Origin of the sequence: Spirosoma sp. 209 (genome assembly GCF_002006735.1) — a bacterium.
Taxonomy (GTDB): domain Bacteria; phylum Bacteroidota; class Bacteroidia; order Cytophagales; family Spirosomataceae; genus Spirosoma; species Spirosoma sordidisoli.
This window is the reverse complement of sequence record NZ_MVEC01000001.1, coordinates 761,393-782,731: the sequence shown is the minus strand read 5'-3', so window position 1 is coordinate 782,731 and position 21,339 is coordinate 761,393. Positions and strand designations below refer to the sequence as shown.

The 21,339-nt window shown below is 57.5% G+C and carries 5 protein-coding genes; all 5 read left to right on the top strand.

Annotation, left to right across the window (positions count from 1 at the left end; genetic code table 11):
* The first annotated feature begins 611 nt into the window (after nucleotides 1-611).
* The 5 genes from B1C80_RS03200 (at nucleotide 612) to B1C80_RS03180 (ending at nucleotide 21,312) form a co-directional block, all read left to right on the top strand.
* On the top strand, nucleotides 612-10,592 hold the full coding sequence (locus tag B1C80_RS03200) for an Ig-like domain-containing protein (protein WP_077919585.1): 9,981 nt from the start codon (nucleotides 612-614) through the stop codon (nucleotides 10,590-10,592).
* A 92-nt stretch (nucleotides 10,593-10,684) separates the two neighbouring features.
* A complete protein-coding gene (locus B1C80_RS03195; RefSeq protein ID WP_161492705.1) occupies nucleotides 10,685-18,967 on the top strand; it encodes an Ig-like domain-containing protein in 8,283 nt (2,760 codons plus the stop codon).
* A gap of 65 nt (nucleotides 18,968-19,032) precedes the next feature.
* Nucleotides 19,033-19,596, top strand: coding sequence for a hypothetical protein (locus B1C80_RS03190; RefSeq protein ID WP_236648582.1), 564 nt, complete (start codon nucleotides 19,033-19,035; stop codon nucleotides 19,594-19,596).
* A 103-nt stretch (nucleotides 19,597-19,699) separates the two neighbouring features.
* Nucleotides 19,700-20,455, top strand: coding sequence for a hypothetical protein (locus tag B1C80_RS03185; protein WP_077919583.1), 756 nt, complete (start codon nucleotides 19,700-19,702; stop codon nucleotides 20,453-20,455).
* A 17-nt stretch (nucleotides 20,456-20,472) separates the two neighbouring features.
* Complete coding sequence (locus B1C80_RS03180; RefSeq protein ID WP_129603200.1) at nucleotides 20,473-21,312, top strand: hypothetical protein; 840 nt, start codon at nucleotides 20,473-20,475, stop codon at nucleotides 21,310-21,312.
* The last annotated feature ends 27 nt before the right edge of the window (nucleotides 21,313-21,339 follow it).

Below are 21,339 nucleotides of genomic sequence, written 5' to 3'. Positions count from 1 at the left end.
ACGGTATAGTCAATCGTCTGGATCTGGATTCCGACGGTGATGGGTGTCCTGATGCTATCGAGGGGGGAGCGGCCTTCACCACGGCAAACTTGGTCAATTCCTCTATGCCAGGCGGCTTAACCAATGAAAGCCGAAACCTAGGGAATACAGTCGGAAATACAACTTTAACGATGGGTGTGCCGGTTTCAGCAAACACTGGGCAATCTACTGGCTACAGTCAAAACTCAGCAGTTAGTGCCTGTCGTGATTCAGATGGTGATGGTTTTGTCGATATAGATGATCTGGACGACGACAATGACGGTATTCCAGATGCTAATGAATGTGCAACCTATACTGTTTACCTGCGCGAGCCCGTCTTTTCTGGATATGCCACAAACGTACCTGTGGTGGTAACAGGTGGTACTGGACCAATCAATTATACATGGAACCAGCAGGTAACTCCGGCAGACCTAACGTTTTCCGGACTTGGCTGGACGCGTGTAGCTTCAGATGTATTCCCTGATAACACAGGACGAATCAAAATATCAATCGATTTGTCTGGTGGGATAAATGGGTCGTTTATTGGCATCGATGCCGCGCTCCTCGTTAATAACGCTACAGGAGCAACTACAGTGATTGACGACAGTGAGCCTGCAACCGGAGGTTTTAGCAAGGTCGGTACTTGGGTTTATACCAGCGGAATTGCCAGCAATTTTTTCGGGGGGGATCAGACAAGAGCTGATGCACCTTTCGCTGGTAAAGGAGTTAGCTGGTTATTTTCGAGCTTAACGACTACTTGTGACACCGACAATGATGGAATCGCTAACAGCCTCGATCTGGATTCGGACGGCGACAATTGCCCGGATGCCATCGAAGGGGGAGCGGCCTTTACATCGGCCAATATTACGCCTGCCGGTGCCTTAACAGGTACGGTATCGTCGGCTGCGGCTACGTTGGGTATTCCTACCATTGCTAACACGGGCCAAACCATTGGTACGAGCCAAAGCGCAACGGTACAGGATGCGGCTTGCCCCGTAACCCCCACCATTACGATCAGTAGCCCTAAAAACACAACGGTTTACACTGCCAACCCGCCCATCAGCGGTACGGCCACGTCTGGAGCTTCGGTCACGGTAAGTGGTCCCAACGGGCAAAGCTGCGTCACGACGGCGAGTGCGGCCGGTAGCTGGAGCTGTACGAGTATGACGTTCGCCCCCGGTCCGCAAACAGTGACGGCCGTGGCGGGTAACGCGCTTGGCGTGAGTAATACCGTAACAAGCTCATTTACCTATGTGCAACCACTGGATTCGGACAGCGACAGTGTGGCGGATTTTGACGACCTCGATGATGACAACGATGGTATTCTGGATTCGGCCGAGTGTCCCGAAAATTTGTCTGTTCTTTGGAATGGCGCGAATACGGTGAATCCGTTTGGGTATGACCAGACTAACTCGGCCTTAGGGGGGGTGTTCAGCGCTCCGCAGAACTTTACCGCAGCACCGGGCTTAACCCTGACTTCGGCACCTGTTAACAACAATTTTGCCTATACGATTTCCAATATAACGTCAACTAACCTAGCTCAGGCAATTGCCAATAACCAGTATGTTGAATATACGTTTTCGACACAGGCCTTGAACGCCTATTTGTCGCGCCTATACGTGGCCAGGACGGTTATTTCGTCGGGGGCTTACAATCTGGGGGTTGCTTACTCAAGCGATAATTTTGCTACCTCAACGCTGCTGGTGTCTTCGTTCCCCATGCCAACGGTTGCTACGAATTATTTTATCGATGTACCTGATATCGAATTAGCCGCTAATAAGACCCATAAAATCCGGTACTACTTCTTCGGCGCAACGGGTACGCTTGATTTCGATGATTTTTCAGTCCTCGCCAAACGTTGTGATACGGATGGGGATAATGTGGCCAACTTCCTCGATCTGGATTCGGACGGCGACGGTTGCCCCGATGCTATCGAAGGGGGAGCGGCCTTCACCACGGCCAACCTGGTTAGCTCAACGCTGGCGAATGGCTCAACGGGTCAGAACCTGTGCAGCACCACGGCCTGCGTGGGCAGCACCTCCGCCACGATGGGCGTACCGACCATTGCCGGGACAGGGCAAACCAATGGCGTAAGCCAATTGTCGGCCATTAATGGCTGTCTGGATGCCGATGCGGATGGCTTTGCCGACTTTGAAGACCTCGACGATGACAACGACGGTATCGTGGATACGGCAGAGATGGCCTGTGAAAACGTGACCAATGGCAATTTCAGCGCCACCACCAACTGGCTTTTTTCTGACCCCGGTGTCGCCGTCAGGACGAGTGATAACCTGTTGGCTATTGCAATAGATAACGACGCCACCTATATCGCCAGCAGTAAAGTGTTGACTGTGAACAATGTTCCAATCAATTTCAGAGCTGGTCAGACCTATAATTTCTCCTTCGATTCACGGAATGCCAATCCAACAAGCACAACGAAAGGTATCACGTTTGCATTCGTATTGATCGATGGTTCGAATAACATTGTTCAAACCATCGAAACGTACCGAACACGGGTGGGCCAGGCCGGCAATGTGCCGGTTACGAGCAGCACTTTTTCGACCTTCTCGACATCGCTGGTTGCGGGGGGGACCGGATCCTACCGATTGGCCCTTACCTGGGATACAAACGAAGCGCAGTCGGGTCCGGGTGATGATATCGAGATAGACAATGTGTCGATCAAGTATTGTGATACCGATGGGGACGGCCTTGCCAATAACCTCGACCTGGACTCGGACGGCGACGGTTGCCCCGATGCCCTCGAAGGCGGAGCGGCCTTCACCACGGCTGCTATCACGCCTGCCGGTGCCTTGACGGGTACGATATCGTCGGCAACCGCAACGTTGGGTATTCCCACTCAGGCCGGCACGGGCCAAACCATTGGTACGAGCCAGGATGCGTTGGTTCAGGATGCGGCCTGCCCACAACCCGACTCCGACGGCGACGGCATTACCGATAATAATGACCTCGACGATGATAACGACGGCATTCTGGATATTTACGAAGACTGCTCGGCCTCGCTGGCAACCAGTGAGTTTCAGGGCACCTTCGGCTTCACCGATGCATGCCGGGCTTCCACCTCTCCGGTGTCCAACTATGTATTTGCCTGCCAGGCTACAGCTACAGGCAATTATTCGATTCTGAAAGGGAGTCTGGTTAGCGGCTGGGGGAACCCGGCCTTCCAGATCATCAACGGGCACACGACCGCTAGCCCTTCAGATGCCTTTATGTGGATCAACGGGGGGGATACGCAGGGGGTATTTTATGCTGGCTCCTTTACGGTGACAGCGGCCAACACCTACAACTTCGGGGCCTGGACCGCTAACATGATTAAGGCAGGCCAAAATCTGGCGTTGCCCAACGTGGGCGTTCGTGTGGTCAACGCAACGACTTCTGCTGTGGTTAGTAGTACTACGTCGGGCAACCTGCCGGAAGGTGGTAGCTGGCAGAAGATCGGTTCGACCGTTACGCTGCAACCGGGTGTGTATCGCCTGGAATTCTATAACATTAGCACGTCTACTTTAGGTAACGACTTTGGGGTAGATGATATCTTTGTTACGCTGACGACCTGCAACAATGATCCTGACGGTGACGGGATTGTGAACCGGCTGGATCTGGATACGGACGGCGACGGTTGCCCGGATGCCCTGGAAGGGGGAGCCGCCTTCACCACAGCCAACCTGGTCAGCACAACGCTGGCGAATGGCTCAACGGGTCAGAACCTGTGCAGCACCACGGCCTGCATAGATGCCAACGGGGTACCCACCCTGGCCAATGGTGGTCAGAGTGTAGGTACGAGCCAGAAAGCGGGAGTTCAGGATACAGCCTGCCCGCAAGTGGACTCCGACAACGACGGTATAGGTGATTATGCCGACCTCGACGATGACAACGACGGCATTCTGGATATCTACGAAAACTGCACGGCCTCACTGGTGACCAATGAGTCCCAGGGTACCTTCGGCTTTACCACCGTGTGCCGTCCCTCCACGTCGACGGTTAGCAGCAACTATGTGTATGCATGCCCGAATACGGCTGACGCGCAGTACCAGATTATCTCCGGCGTTGTGCCGGCCAATAGTGCCAATAGCGCTTTCCAGTTGTTCAATGGCCATACCACCGGTACGCCGACCGATGCTTACATGTGGGTCAACGGTTCCACGTCGGCGGGTATATTCTACAGTGGCTCGTTTACGGTGACCGCCGGAGGCAGCTATAACTACGGAGGCTGGGTAGCCAACGCCCTCAAAGCAGGTAACAATTTCAGCCTGCCCAACCTGGGCTTCCGGATTGTCAATGCCACGACAAATGCGGTGCTCAACACCACCAGTTCGGGTGATATACCGGAAGGGGGTATCTGGCAGAAAGGCCAGGGCACAGTGATTCTGCAACCGGGCGTTTATCGGCTGGAGGCCTTTAATAACTCCACCGGTGCGATCGGTAATGACTTTGCGCTGGACGACATTTTCGTTACGCCAACGACCTGCAACAATGATATCGACGGTGACGGGATTGTGAACCGGCTGGATCTGGATACGGACGGCGACGGTTGCCCGGATGCCATCGAGGGCGGAGCAGCCTTCACCACGGCCAATCTGGTCAGCGCAACCCTGGCGAATGGCTCAACGGGTAAGAACCTATGCAGCACCACGGCCTGCGTAGATGCCAACGGGGTACCCACCCTGGCTAATGGTGGTCAGAACGTGGGTACGAGCCAGAAAGCGGGAGTTCAGGATGCGGCTTGTCCACAACCCGACTCCGACGGCGATGGCTTTACCGACTCTGCCGACCTCGACGATGACAACGACGGTATCGTGGATACGGCGGAGATGGCCTGTGAGAACGTGACCAATGGCAATTTCAGCGCCACCACCAACTGGCTTTTTTCTGACCCCGGTGTCGCAGTCAGGACGAGTGATAACCTCTTGGCTATTGCAATAGATAACGATGCTACCTATGTTGCCAGCAGTAAAGTGTTGACTGTGAACAATGTTCCAATCAATTTCAGAGCTGGTCAGACCTATAATTTCTCATTCGATTCACGGAATGCCAATCCAACAAGCACAACGAAAGGTGTCACGTTTGCATTCGTATTGATCGATGGGTTGGGTAACATTGTTCAAACCATCGAAACGTACCGAACACGGGCAGGCCAGGCCGGTAATGTGCCGGTTACGAGTGCTACTTCTGCAAACTTCTCGAAATCGATGGTAGCGGAGGTAACCGGATCCTATCGATTGGCCCTTACCTGGGATACAAACGAAGCGCAGTCGGGTCCGGGTGATGATATCGAGATAGACAATGTGTCGATCAAGTATTGTGATACCGATGGGGACGGCCTTGCCAATAACCTCGACCTGGACTCGGACGGCGACGGTTGCCCCGATGCCCTCGAAGGCGGAGCCAATTTCACGAACGCCAATCTGGTCAGCTCAACGCTGGCGGGTGGCTCAACGGGAGTAACCCAGAACCTGTGCAGCACCACGGCCTGTGTGGATGCCAACGGTGTACCCACCCTTGCCAATGGAGGCCAGAGTGTGGGTACCAGCCTGAACGCCACAGCGAAGGATGCGGCCTGTTTCCCGCCAACCATCGCCATTACGGCTCCGCTAAACACGACGGCGAGTACGAATCCGGTGGTGAGCGGAACGGCTACACCCGGTTCATCCGTAACGGTAAACGGCCCCAACGGGCAAAGCTGCCTGACCACGGCTACCGCGGCCGGTAGCTGGACCTGCACCAGCCTGACCTTTACGCCGGGCAGCCAGACCGTAACGGCAGTGGCCAGCAGTACGGCGGGTGTGAGTACGCCCGCAACGGCCAGCTTCACGGCAGTAAGTGCGACGATAGCGGTTAGCATTTCGTCGCCCCGGAACGTGACCATGACCCAAACCAACCCACCGATCGTGGGATTGACTGCTCCATTTGCCAGTGTGACGGTGGTTACGCCCAGCTCCTATAGTGCCGCAACGAATCCCAATGGGCGTTCGGCGGCTACAGCCAGCCAGACGTGCATCGTTACAGCCGATGCCGCCGGTAACTGGACCTGTACCAGCATGACCTTTGCGGTAGGCGCGCAAACGGTTTCGGCCATCGCCAGTAACACGGCGGGAGTCAGCAACACGGATGTATCCAACTTTACGGTCGTGGCCTCTTGCCCCAACCCAACCGTAGGCGGTACCGCTACCTACGCGGGCGGTGCGCTTTGTAGCATCAGCAACGTAGGATCGCTGACCCTCACGGGCCAGACGGGTACGGTGGTGAAATGGCAGACCTCTGTCGACAACGGTGCGAACTGGACCGACATTTCAGGTACGTTCGGCAAAAACTATTACAACTTCGTGAATGCCGCCAACGGACAGCAGTACCGGGCGGTGCTCAACAACGGCGGGAGCTGTTCGGATGCCTTCTCGAATCCGGCTACGATCAGCACCAGCCCAACGGCCTGCTCATCGGCCACCTGCGACAAGAGCAGCGGCACGGTCGTGTTTACGACAACGCCAGCCGTGACGGGCAGCAACTACAGCCATGTGGTGATCATGACCGATGGCAACGGTACAATTGTGAAGGCCTCGGCTCCGGGCAGCAGCACGCTGACCAACGTGGCTACGGGTAACTACCTGGTGTATCTGGTGAGCTACGACAACACCCAGACGCCCCTGCCTACGCTGACCGTTGGTACCAACCTCACGGCTGTAGGGGGTGCCTGCGTGGTGTACTCAAGCCAGTTAGCCGTTAAGGTTTGCCCATCCAATACATTCGATTGCGCCAACGCCAGCATAGCCGGTACGTTTATAGCCGGTGCGCCATCGTCGGGTACGTTAACGATGCCGGTTACGGGTGTACAGCCCGGTTCGGTTACGCTGACGGTATCGGGTACGGGCTTCGGCTCGTCGCCATCGCCGTTCGTGACTACGCTGACGGCGGGCCAGACTTCCGTTGCCATTCCGATCGTATATGACGGAACGGGTACGGGTGGTGTGCGGAGCCTGTCGGTGAGTTCGGCCCAGTTCAGCAACAGCTGTTCGGTGAGCGTAACGGTCAACGCGGCTATTCCGTGTACGCCATTAACGCCCGGTCAGGTAATACCCGGTACGAACAGTGTACTGGCCGGAGGAGCAACGTCATTCAGCTATGTAGGTGCCAGTAGCGGCAGCACCGTACGCTGGTTTGTGGCGCCGTCGAGCACGGCTTCACCCAACAGCGGTACGGGTACGGTAACCCCGTCGATCACATTCCTGAACGCCGGTTTCTACCAGATCATTTTCGAAGAGACCAACAGCGGCCTGCCTGCCGGTTGTAACGTACCCAGTACGGTACAGTCGACACTCGACTTCCGGGTGAAGGCCCAGACGCCAATTTGTGACTATCCTGGTTCCAGCACCGTAACGGTGTCGCCATCTGTGGCGGCCATCAAAACGGGTCAGACAGGTAGCTTCACCCTGGTAGGAGGCCAGCCCTATAATAACGTCCAGTGGCAGATCATTCCGTCGACGGGTGCTTCGCCCAACAGCGGCAACGGAGCCACGACCTCAACCATCACGTTCAGTCAGGAAGGGCTGTACCGGGTGGTTTACACGATGACCAACGCGGGTGACCTGACGTGTACGCCTGTGCAGAAAGTAAGCTCTGCCCTGATTGCGGTAGGTCTCGACCCCTGCGCGGCTCCATCGCCTATCAACGTAATCGAAGCCAGCGGCAAAGATTCGACGCTGGTGGGTACGTCGGCCACCTTCAACGCCAGTGGCGGTGTGCCAAACCAGGGCATGATCTGGAAGGTATTCCCGACAACGGGTGTATCGAGCGTGAGCGGTACAGGGTCTACAGCCTCCCTGACCTTCACGCAGGCAGGTAACTACGTGGTAACGTTTATCGCCACGAACGGAAGCCTGCCGCTGGGTTGTACCAAGCCAGTGGCTACGGCCGGCAGCACGACCATCAAGGTATACACGGGTAATCCGCCGTATATCGTGCCGGTACCGGTGAACGTAGACCCCGGCAAGTCGACCACGGTTTGCATGCCTATCGCCGATGCCGATGCCACCGATAGCTTCACGGCTACGATCTGTGGACAGCCCAGCACCGGCACGGCCACCGTGGCTGCCAACAGCACCACCCGCCAGTTGTGCCTGACCTACACCGCCCCAGCATCAGGCCCGGCCTCGACCTCGGTCTGTGTGCAGGTCTGCGACAGCTTCGGCAACTGCAAACAGAGCATCATTCCGATCGTCATCAACCCAAGCAGCAACACGGCCGTTACGCCCCAGCCGCCAGTGGTTATTGTGGTGCCGGTCGTGACGCCGAAGAATACACCGGTGCAGGTGTGTATGCCTATCAAGGACCCCAACACCGCCGATACCCATACGGTGAGCGTGTGCGGCAATCCGAGCAAGGGCACAGCCACGGCCAGTGTGAACAACACCACCCATGAACTGTGCATCAACTACACGCCGACTTCGGGCAGCGTGGGTCAGGATGCCATGTGCGTGATCGTGTGTGATCCCTCGGGTCAGTGTACCACGGTAACGGTGCCCATCACGGTGGTGGATCCAACTCCGCCAGGCTCACAAACGGTAGCACCGAAGGTAACGCCAGTGCCGATTGTGACGACGCCTAACACGCCGGTGGTCGTTTGCACGCCGATTGTAGACAACACGGGCGACACCCACACGGCCAGCCTGTGCGGTCAGCCATCGAGCGGAACGGCTCAGGTAGGCGTCAATAATGTGACGAATACATTGTGTGTGACCTATACGCCGGGCAGTCAGCCCACAAGTACGAGCCTGTGCATACAGGTGTGTGACCAGGGCGGTTTGTGTACGACGGTCGTGATGCCAATCACGGTGCTGCCGGTCAACCAGGCGCCGATCGTCAATCCCGACGTGAACACGTTCGTGCCGGGCAAGCCGACGTCGGGCAACGTGCTGACCAACGACAAAGACCCTGAGGGCACCAAACTGACGGCCAGCACCATTGGTACACCACCGGCTGGCTTCACGCTGAGTCCCGACGGTTCCTACACCTACACGGCTCCGGCCAGCCAGACGGCTCCGGTGACCGTGCCGATCCAGGTCTGTGACGCAGCCACGCCACCGGCCTGTACAACCAGCACGCTGACGCTGACGCCAGTGACTCAGCCTAACGCGCTGACCAACAACGCTCCGATTGCGCTCAACGATGCCACCCGGACGACGGCGGGCAGCAGCGTGACGGTGAACGTCGTGGCCAACGACAGCGACCCTGACTCGGCGACCAGTGTCAACGGCCAGCTCAATACACCGACGATTGTCTCGCAACCTGCCACGGGTACGGCCAGCATCGTCAACGGGCAGGTAGTTTATACGCCACCGGTGGGCTTCACGGGTGTGGTGAGCTTCCCCTACAGCGTGTGCGATAAGGCCGCGACGCCGTTGTGTACGACAGCTCTGGTGACGGTAACGGTAGATCCCACCCAGCCATCGGGTGTAACCAACGTAGCGCCGGTAGCCATTGACGATCAGCTCATAACGACGAAGGGCACGCCAGCCACGGGTACGGTAGCGGCCAACGACTCTGACCCGAATGGTCAACCGCTGACGTTCACCAAGTTGACGAATCCAGCTAACGGTACGGTGGTCTTCAACGCCAACGGCACCTACACGTATACGCCAGCGCCGGGCTTCACAGGTACGGACAACTTCACCTATCAGGTGTGCGACAGCGGTTCGCCGGTGTTGTGTACCACGGCCACGGCCTACATGACGGTGAACGATGTAGCGGGTCTGCAACTGCTGCCCAAAGCGTGGTTGCAGGGTGCCCTCTTCGGGGTGACCGAGCCAACTGGGGTTATGCGTGATGACCTGCGCTCGAAGGGCTTCTTACCGCTCAGCAGTCCATATACCAATTTCACGGCCTTGACGCCAACACCCACGCTGAGCAGCAGCGCTGTATTTGCCACCACGGGTAACGACGCCATTGTCGACTGGGTATTTGTTGAACTCCGCAGTCCGACAAGTTCGTCGACTGTGGTCGATAGCCGGGCCGCCCTGATTCAGCGCGACGGTGATATCGTTGAGCTGGATGGTGTCTCGCCAATGGTATTCAGTCTGGCATCGCCGGGCAACTACTTTGTGGCAGTCCGTCACCGGAACCACCTGGGTGTGATGACCGCAACGGCCATTCCGCTCTCGGCAACCGGTACGGTGGTCGACTTCCGTACGCCTGCAACCCCAACCTACCGCTCGACAACCTCGGCTGTCAATCAGTCGCAGATTACCGTGACGCAGGGGGTAGCGCTATGGGCCGGTAATGTAGTCTATGATAAGTCTGTGATCTATCAGGGAACCAATAACGATGTGTCGGGAATTTCGGTCCAGATTAAAGGAGCGACAAGGCCCAATGGTCAGCTGTTTAATACGACAGGAGCCGCTAGCTACATCCTGAATGGCTACTACACAGGCGACGTGAACCTGGATGGACGTACCATCTACCAGGGAACAGGTAACGATGTGAACTACATCTACCAGAACGTAACCAAGAATCATCCGGGCAATGTTGCCGGACAAAACTTCTTTATCATCCGCGAGCAGTTGCCATAGTCTTAGTGGGGGGCAGACTAAACCCTGCCCCCCATCTAGCAGGCTGGTTGAATCAAGGTTAATCTGACGAAAAAATGAAAAATAAATACAATATGAGTCGTTATCTCACGTGGGTCTTTTCACTGATGCTGATACTGGCTAGCCACTGGCTACAGGCCCAGCAGTCTACAAACACGGTGAAGTTTCGGGTAACTTATAACTCGACAACTCAGCGTTACACTGCCTGGGCAGTACCCGATTATTCGACCCCTAACGGGAATAACGGAGGGGCCAATGAGCTGGTGTCAACGGCTCAGTTTACCCTGAAAGTGCCCATAGGGTTCACGATAAGTAACATAACCGATGCGAGCGGTGCCCAGAGCTGGGAGAAAAGTCCGGCCAAGCTAGGCCAGGGTTTATCGCTGACGGCTACCAATGGCTCTGTGTTTACTCAGGATTATGCTCCAGCGGTGCTCGATCCCAATTATGCATACTACGTGATTGGTAAATCACCTACTGAATCGAATTTAGGGGCATTTGTGGCCGGTACACCCGTAGCGCTGTTTACGTTTACCGGCAATGGCTGTTTCGGACCAATTCAACCGTTACCGCCTGGCGATCCATTCATTCAGGCCGCTCTGGACGCATTTTCCTTTAACGTACCCAACAGTTTCTACTCTGCTTCGGGGCAACCTTCGGGTGGTAATCAGAACCCGCTTGAGCAGTATATCAGCAACACCGGAGCACCCGCCAATTGTAGTCCGATTCCGTTGGTAGTACGCCCCGATATTGCCAATACAAATGCCAATACGCCGGTATCGGGTAATGTGTTAACCAACGATACCGATCCGAATAGTGGCACATTGACCGCGTCTTTGACAACACCACCCAGCGTGGGTACTGCCGTTATTTCGCCCAATGGAAGTTATACCTATACGCCCCCGGCTGGATTCACAGGCGTGGTCACGTTTTGCTACACCGCTACCAGTACGGCGGGCACCAGTGGGTCGTCCTGCGTGACTATCAACGTAAATCCATCGCCATCACCAAACGGCAACGATTCGCCCATTGCTAACAACGATGCTACTCAGACAACCGCTGGCAAGCCGGTTGTTATTGCCGTTCTGGCCAACGACACAGACCCCAACAGCGCGACAACGGTAAACGGGCAACTGAATCTGCCAACTATCCTTAGTCAGCCCTCGCAAGGAACCGCCGTACCCAACGCCGACGGTACCATTACATACACGCCCCCGGCCAACTTTACCGGTGTCGTCACGTTTCCGTACCAGGTGTGCGATAAAGCTTCTACACCGCTTTGTGCGACGGCCTTAGTGACGGTGAACGTACTGCCCACCCCGCCTGCCAATACAACCCTGGCACCGGTAGCGGTGGATGATGCGCTGCTGACGCAGGTCAATACCGCCAAAACGGGTACGGTTGCTACCAACGACAGTGATCCCAACAGCCCTCCACTTGCGCTGACCTACACCACCGGACAACCGACAAACGGTACGGTGGTGATGAGCGCAAACGGAAGCTATACTTATACACCGGCCCCTGGTTATACAGGTGCTGACAGCTTTACTTATCTCGCCTGCAATACCGCCGGGCTTTGTGATAAGGCAACCGTTTCTGTACTGGTTCAGCAGCCAACCAACCAGGCCCCGATCGTCAATCCCGACGTAAACACGTTCATTCCGGGCAAGCCGACGGCGGGTAACGTGCTGACCAACGACAAAGACCCTGAAGGCACTCCTCTGACGGCCAGCACCATCGGTACGCCACCGGCTGGCTTCACCCTGAGCCCCGACGGCAGCTATACCTACACGGCTCCGGCCAGCCAGACGGCGCCGGTAACCGTACCGATTCAGGTCTGCGACGCAGCCACGCCACCGGCCTGTACAACCAGTACGCTGACGCTGACGCCAGTGACTCAGCCTAATTCGGTGACCAACAACGCCCCGATTGCCCTCAACGATGCCACCCGGACGACGGCGGGCACGTCGACCACGGTAAACGTGCTGGGCAACGACCGGGACCCCGACGGCAACGCGCTGACGAGTCTGACGGTGAGCCAGCCCGCTACGGGTACGGCCAGTGTAGTGAACGGGCAGGTGGTCTATACGCCACCGGTGGGCTTCACGGGTGTGGTGAGCTTCCCCTACAGCGTGTGTGACAACGGCTCGCCAGTGTTGTGCACGACGGCTCTGGTGACGGTAACGGTAGACCCAACCCCACCGTCAGGTGTGACCAACGTGGCCCCGGTAGCGATCGATGATCAACTGCTGACCACCAAAGGCACGTCGGCTACGGGTACGGTGGCCAGCAACGACTCTGATCCGAATGCAGGTCAGACGCTGAGCTTCACCAAGCTGACCAACCCGGCCAACGGTACGGTGGTCTTCAACGCCAACGGCAGCTACACCTACACCCCGGCACCGGGTTATGTAGGCACCGACAACTTCACCTACAGTGTATGTGACAACGGTTCGCCGGTGTTGTGTACGACGGCCACGGCCTACATGACAGTGAACGATGTGGTCAACCAGGCCCCCGTTGTGACGCCCGACGTGAACACGTTCATTCCGGGCAAGCCGACGGCGGGCAACGTGCTGACCAACGACAAAGACCCTGAAGGTACCAAGCTGACAGCCAGCACCATTGGTACCCCACCGGCTGGTTTCACGCTGAGCCCCGACGGTTCCTACACCTACACGGCTCCGGCCAGCCAGACGGCTCCGGTGACCGTGCCGATCCAGGTCTGTGACGCAGCCACGCCACCGGCCTGTACAACCAGCACGCTGACGCTGACGCCAGTGACTCAGCCTAACTCGGTGACCAACAACGCCCCGATTGCCCTCAACGATGCCACCCGGACCACGGCGGGCACGTCAACGACGGTGAACGTGTTGGGCAACGACCGGGACCCCGACGGCAACGCGCTGACGAGTCTGACGGTGAGCCAGCCCGCCACGGGCACGGCCAGTGTGGTCAACGGGCAGGTGGTCTACACGCCACCAGTGGGCTTCACAGGTGTGGTGAGCTTCCCCTACAGCGTGTGTGACAACGGCTCGCCGGTGTTGTGCACCACGGCTCTGGTAACGGTGAGTGTTGATCCAACTCAGCCTTCGAGTCTGACCAACGTAGCCCCGGTAGCGATCGATGATCAGCTGCTGACCACCAAAGGCACGTCGGCTACGGGTACGGTGGCTAGCAACGATTCTGATCCCAACGCGGGCCAGACGCTGAGCTTCACCAAGCTGACCAACCCGGCCAACGGTACGGTGGTCTTCAACGCCAACGGCAGCTACACCTACACCCCGGCACCGGGTTATGTAGGCACCGACAACTTCACCTACAGTGTATGTGACAACGGTTCGCCGGTGTTGTGTACGACGGCCACGGCCTACATGACAGTGAACGATGTGGTCAACCAGGCCCCCGTTGTGACGCCCGACGTGAATACGTTCATTCCGGGTAAGCCGACAGCGGGTAACGTGCTGACCAACGACAAAGACCCTGAGGGCACCCCGCTGACAGCCTCGGTGATTGGCACCCCACCGGCCGGCTTGACGCTGAGTCCCAACGGCAGCTATACCTACACGGCTCCGGCCAGCCAGACGGCACCGGTGACCGTGCCGATCCAGGTCTGTGACGCAGCCACGCCACCGGCCTGTACAACCAGCACGCTGACGCTGACGCCAGTGACTCAGCCTAACTCGGTGACCAACAACGCCCCGATTGCCCTCAACGATGCCACCCGGACGACGGCGGGTACCTCGACGACGGTGAATGTACTGGGTAACGACCGTGACCCTGACGGCCACGCGCTGACGAGTCTGACGGTGAGCCAGCCAGCCACGGGCACGGCCAGCATCGTCAACGGGCAGGTGGTCTACACCCCGCCGGTGGGCTTCACGGGCGTGGTGAGCTTCCCCTACAGCGTGTGTGACAACGGCTCGCCAGTGTTGTGCACGACGGCTCTGGTGACGGTAACGGTAGACCCAACCCCACCGTCAGGTGTGACCAACGTGGCCCCGGTAGCGATCGATGATCAACTGCTGACCACCAAAGGCACGTCGGCTACGGGTACGGTGGCCAGCAACGACTCTGATCCGAATGCAGGTCAGACACTGAGCTTCACTAAGCTGACCAACCCGACCAACGGCACGGTGGTCTTCAACGCCAACGGCAGCTACACCTACACCCCGGCACCGGGTTATGTAGGTACGGACAACTTTACTTATCAGGTGTGCGACAACGGCTCGCCGGTATTGTGCACGACGGCGACGGCCTACATGACCGTCCTGATCGCTAACTGCCAGGCCCCGATCGTGACGCCGGATATCGCCAACACCAAGCCGGGTACCCCCGTGTCGGGTAACGTGCTGACCAACGACCGAGACCCCCAGGGGCAGCCCATGACGGTGAGCCTGCTCAGCCAGCCCACCAGCGGGACGGTCGTGCTCAATCCGGACGGTACCTATACCTACACACCCCCCACGGGCTTCACCGGCACGACCAGCTTCTGCTACGCGGCTACCAACACGGCCGGCCTGAGCGCCAGCACCTGTGTGACGATCAACGTGGTGGCCGATCCTAATCCGGCCCCGGGCGTGAACAACAAGCCCATTGCCAACAACGACGCGACCCAGACCACGGCCGGCAGCAGCGTGACGGTGAACGTCGTGGCCAACGACACCGACCCGGATTCGGCAACCAGTCTCAACGGCCAGCTCAACCCCCCGACGATCCTGTCGCAGCCGACCACCGGCACGGCCAGCGTAGTGAACGGTCAGCTGGTGTACACCCCGCCGGTGGGCTTCACGGGGGTGGTGACGATTCCGTATTCGGTCTGTGACAAGGGCAGCAACCAGCCTTCGTGCGCCACGGCGCTGGTAACGGTGACGGTGCAGCCGACGGCCCCGATCAACACCACGCTGGCGCCGGTCGCGGTAGACGATGCGCTGGTGACGGCCAAAGACGCGTCGAAGACGGGCACGGTGGCTGCCAACGACTCGGATCCGCAGGGTCTGCCGCTGACTTACAGCAGCGGTCAGCCCAGCAGCGGAACGGTGGTGATGAGCCCGACGGGCAGCTACACCTACACGCCGGCTGCGGGCTACACGGGTCCAGCCAGCTTCACCTACTCGGTCTGCAACAGCGCGGGCAAGTGTGATGTGGCTACCGTCAGTGTTCTCGTACAGCAGACAAGCTGTGTGCTGCCAACGCCAACATTTACGGATGTGAACGCATTTGATCCCACAACCTGCGGTGGTTCGGATGGTTATATTCTGATGACCAGCCTGCCGTTAAGCACCAGTGTGGTTATCAATTACCTGAAAGATGGTGTAGCACAGAGCTTCAGCGGAACCAGCGACGCCAACGGAACCCTGAAAATTCCGAATCTGGGCAAAGGAGTTTATAGCCAGTTCGCGTACCAGTCAGGTGCCTGCTCATCGGGCGTTTACAACGGTTCGGTGACGGTCGGAAACGGTCCTGCCTTACCGGCTCTGGTAGGCGGTCAGCTTAGCAAAACAAACCCAACGGCTTGCGGAACATCGACCGGTAGCATCCTGATCAATGGCCTCACAGCCGGTCAGAGTTATACGATCAGCTACAGCAGAAACGGGGTGGCTATGCCGGACGTGGCAGCTCAGGCTAACTCAGGTGGTCAGATCAGCCTGAGCGGGTTGTCGGCGGGCTCATACAGTGGATTTACATACCGTGTTGTATCGGGTTGCCAGTCATCGCCAGCCTCGACAACGATAGTGCTGAATGATCCGACTGCTCCTGTGCTGCTGCCAGGCCAGATCGCAGCTACCAACCCAACCAGTTGCGGAACCAGTACCGGTAGCATCGCTATCAGTGGCCTGACTTCTTCGACCAGTTATACGGTGGTATACAGCAAAAATGGCGGAACGGCCCAAACGGTCGTGCTGACCAGCAACGTCAGTGGGGTTGCCTCACTGACTGGCCTCGGACAGGGTAGCTATCAGATCAGCAGCCTGGCTGTGAACAACTGTACATCGGCACAGAGCCTGTCGGCGGTTGTGCTGACCGATCCGGCCGCGCCCAACCTGACATCGAATATGCTGATTCCGGCTAATCCGACCAGTTGTGGAACGGCTACCGGTAGCTTCAGCCTGACCGGTCTGGTGGCGAATGCAACGTACACTCTCAGTTACCAGAAAAATGGCGCGGCAGCCCAAACGGTAACGCTGACGGCTAATGGTGCCGGGGTGGCCTCGCTGACGGGTCTGACGTCTGGTAATTACAGCAACTTTGTACTGACCAGCAGTCTGGGTTGCGCATCGACACCGCTGGCTGGACCGTTCAATCTGAGCGATCCGGCTCTGCCAACACCAACACAGGCAACGCTGACAGGTGTAAACGCCAGCTGCACGGGTAATGACGGCCGTTTGCTTCTGAGCAATGTGGCACCGAACCAGACCTTTGTATTCCAGTATCTGTTTAATGGCATATCGAAGGCAATGGTGGCAACCAGCAACGCCAGTGGTGTGCTGAGCATAACAGGACTGGCACCGGGAACCTATACCAACTTCTTCATTACGCAGGGCGTGTGTAAGTCAGGTGTGTATGCAGGCCCGATTGTGCTGATCGCTAACTGCCAGGCCCCGATCGTGACGCCGGATATCGCCAACACCAAGCCGGGTACCCCCGTGTCGGGTAACGTGCTGACCAACGACCGAGACCCCCAGGGGCAGCCCATGACGGTGAGCCTGCTCAGCCAGCCCACCAGCGGGACGGTCGTGCTCAATCCGGACGGTACCTATACCTACACGCCCCCCACGGGCTTCACCGGCACGACCAGCTTCTGCTACGCGGCTACCAACACGGCCGGCCTGAGCGCCAGCACCTGTGTGACGATCAACGTGGTGGCCGATCCTAATCCGGCCCCGGGCGTGAACAACAAGCCCATTGCCAACAACGACGCGACCCAGACCACGGCCGGCAGCAGCGTGACGGTGAACGTCGTGGCCAACGACACCGACCCGGATTCGGCAACCAGTCTCAACGGCCAGCTCAACCCCCCGACGATCCTGTCGCAGCCGACCACCGGCACGGCCAGCGTAGTGAACGGTCAGCTGGTGTACACCCCGCCGGTGGGCTTCACGGGGGTGGTGACGATTCCGTATTCGGTCTGTGACAAGGGCAGCAACCAGCCTTCGTGCGCCACGGCGCTGGTAACGGTGACGGTGCAGCCGACGGCCCCGATCAACACCACGCTGGCGCCGGTCGCGGTAGACGATGCGCTGGTGACGGCCAAAGACGCGTCGAAGACGGGCACGGTGGCTGCCAACGACTCGGATCCGCAGGGTCTGCCGCTGACTTACAGCAGCGGTCAGCCCAGCAGCGGAACGGTGGTGATGAGTCCGACGGGCAGCTACACCTACACGCCGGCTGCGGGCTACACGGGTCCAGCCAGCTTCACCTACTCGGTCTGCAACAGCGCGGGCAAGTGTGATGTGGCTACCGTCAGTGTTCTCGTACAGGCACCCGCTACACCTGTCGTTGTCCTGAAGCTGAAAGTGCTGCTGCAGGGAGCACTGGTGGGCGGTACCGGTGGTCTGATGCGCGATGATCTGCGGAGCCGCGGCTTCCTGCCGACCCGCGAGCCGTATACGGCTATCACGGACGGACGCTTTACGCACGTCAACGGTGGTGGTGGCGAAACGATGCCAGCCAGCGTAACGGCGCAGAACGTCGGTTCTACGGATGCCGTTGTAGACTGGGTATTCGTCGAACTTCGCAACCCAAGCAACATGTCGGCCGTGGTCGCTACCCGTTCGGCATTGGTACAACGCGATGGTGATGTGGTACTCGCCAGCGATGGTGTATCGCCCCTCAGCTTCACCGGACTGACCGGTAGCAGCTTCTACGTGAGCGTGAAACATCGCAACCACCTGGGTGTCATGACGGCTACGGCTATACCACTTTCTTCTACTGGCACAATTGTTGATTTTACAACGAAGACTGGACCTGAGTTGTGGAACAAAACAGTAGGTGCGTTCAACTACGAAGGGTGGGAGCAAACAACATTAAGTGGTAAGCAGGCTATGTGGGCTGGTGACGCCAACCACAACGGTAAGGTGAAATATCAGGGTGTTGGTAACGACCTGATTACCATCTTCGCCGAGGTTGTTGCGGCACAGTCGCCATCAACCGACCCGCTGTACAACTACGACAACGCGTTTGGGTACTACTTCGGCGATGTGAACATGGACGGTAAGGTGAAATACCAGGGTACCAGCAATGATACCTCACTGATCCTTACCAACGTGATCACCAATTACCAGACCCAGAGTCCGGCCCAGATGAACAGCGCAGGGTTGTACAACTTCGACTTCATGCTGGAGCAGATTCCGTAACCATAATAACCGGGAGCGTAGCTGAACACTACGCTCCCTTTACCTCTCAATTTGTTGTTTTTATCATGAAAAAAGTTCTCCTCCTTGTCTGTCTGCTGGGCTCAGCACTGGCCGGAATGGCCCAGACGGTTGACTACACGCTGCGGTACAACATCCCGCAGGCCCGCTACGAAGTGTACGCCCGTCCCGACTTTACCCAGAGTCAGTTTAACTGGGGCAGTTCTCAGGTATCGGTGGTTACGCCGTCATCCTTGACGAATGCAGCCTTTACGATTACCAGTGTATCCGGTGGAAGCTGGTCTGATAACTCGCGGGTCTACGAAGTGGAGGGCTCCGACTTTCACGGTGTAGGCTCAGTAGGAGATAAGGTAGATCTGACATCGGGTGTTGAAACGCTGCTGTTCCATTTTACACTGCCCGGCGGTGTGTGTTTACCGGGTCTACGCCTGTATATCAATGGTAGTGATCCTGATTCAAGTGAGCCGGGTATGCGGGGGGGCGATTTCACCAACACGATGTATTCGGCTAACGACATTCTGGGTGAGAACAACCTGTATTTCGAGAATTATGCCAATACAGGTACACTCTGTACCAATTGTAATCTGACAGCACCTACCCTAAGCAAATAAATTCATGTGCAGGAAACGACTATATATCTGGCTGATAAGCCTTCTGGTCCTGCCGTTAGGGCAGCGCGTGGTGGCCTCCAGCTTACCAGCACATAGCAAGTCTGTGACTGTTGAGTGGGTCGCTGATTCAGACGCGGATGGGGTAGACGATGCCATCGATTTATGCCCGGGCACGCCCGCTAACACAGAGGTAAATGACTATGGCTGTCCCATAGATCTGCCCGGTTGCGACTATACCACCTCTACGGTAACGCTGGCCAGCACGGGGGGGAGCAGCGGCAGCGCGGTCAGCACACGCTATGTACTGGCTGATAACTCCGGTGTTATTCTACAGATCAACCCAACCGCCAGCTTTACAGGCCTGAGCGGAACCGCTACCTACATGGCGCTGGCCCTAACCTACGAAGGCGCTGTCAGTAACCTACAGGTAGGTAACTTGCTGAGTGATGTGTCAGCTTCGTGTATGGACTGGTCAAACGCGTTGGTGTTCAAAGCCTGTGTGCAGGCTCCGGTGACCTGCGACTACCAGATTGGACAAACCATCACGCTGCGGGCCGCCGGAGGCAGCACCGGCCCTGGCACCAGGACCAGTTATGTACTGACCGATGCCACCGGAAAACTGGTCAAAGTGTCCAGCGCGCCTTCGTTCAGCACCGCAGACCTGACCGCTGGTACTTATATGGCTTACGCACTGACGTATACCGATGATAACAGCATTGCCAATCTGGTCGCTAACGGGACCAATACAATCAGTCAGGTAACCGCCAGCTGTCTGGCCAAGTCGCCCGCATTGTCGCTGACGATTTGTGGTTGCCCTACGGCTGTATGCGTGCCGCTGATTGTAAGTCGTGTACGATAAACTAGCTCCCAAAAAATATGAAGACAGTATATTCTTTGATAACGGGTATTGGGCTGATGGGGGCAATGGTGCCTGCCCTGGCCCAGCAGGTGCAGTTGCGACTGGCATTCAATACCGAATCGAATCGCTACGAAGTAATTGGCAAATCAGATTTTTCGGCGAAGAATTTCACCTGGGGCCCCTCGCAGGTATCGGTAGTTCTTCCCAGCGAGGTTGCTAATGAACCACTGTCGGTACTTAGCTCCAATGCCGGTGACTGGCGAGATAACTCGATGGTGTACAGCCCGGCAGCAGCAACCGGATACGACTTTCACGGGCTCACCAGCGGGGGCGGAAAGGTTGACCTGGTGGCTGATCAGGAGTTCGTGCTGTTCGACTTTATGCTGAAGAGTGGCTATGTGGATAATGTCCGGTTGTTCGATAATGCCATGGACCCAACGTCGGCTGCGGCCGGTATGAAGGGGGGCGATTTTCGGAGCTATATGGCCGATCACCGGGGTAATGACTACCTGCGGGTCAACAGCCAGCTGGCCCCGTTGCTGGTAAAGAATACAACAGAAGGATTGGCACTGGATGCCGACGAGGCCGGTAAGTCGATCCGGGTGGTGGCCTATCCGAACCCAAGCACCATTGGCAAGTTCCGGTTGTACCTGAAGGGCTTTCCGCGCGACGAAGTAGTTCGGGTTGAGATGACCAGCCGCTCGGGTAAGCCTTTCCAGTCGTTCGATGAAAAAGTAGAGACGCTGGCCGGCCGCGAAATCAACGCGCCGACTACCGAAGACGCCTTTTTTATTGTGACCGTAAACCGCCCGGCTTTCCGGCAGCAGTTCAGCCAGAAGGTTCTGATCGGCGAATAAAGTATATACCTGCGAAAACGCCCGCTG

Excerpts from the sequence above, each read along its gene's own strand:
- B1C80_RS03180 (WP_129603200.1), top strand. The coding sequence starts at position 20,473 with ATGAAGACAGTATATTCTTTGATAACGGGTATTGGGCTGATGGGGGCA.
- B1C80_RS03195 (WP_161492705.1), top strand. The coding sequence starts at position 10,685 with ATGAGTCGTTATCTCACGTGGGTCTTTTCACTGATGCTGATACTGGCT.
- B1C80_RS03190 (WP_236648582.1), top strand. The coding sequence starts at position 19,033 with ATGAAAAAAGTTCTCCTCCTTGTCTGTCTGCTGGGCTCAGCACTGGCC.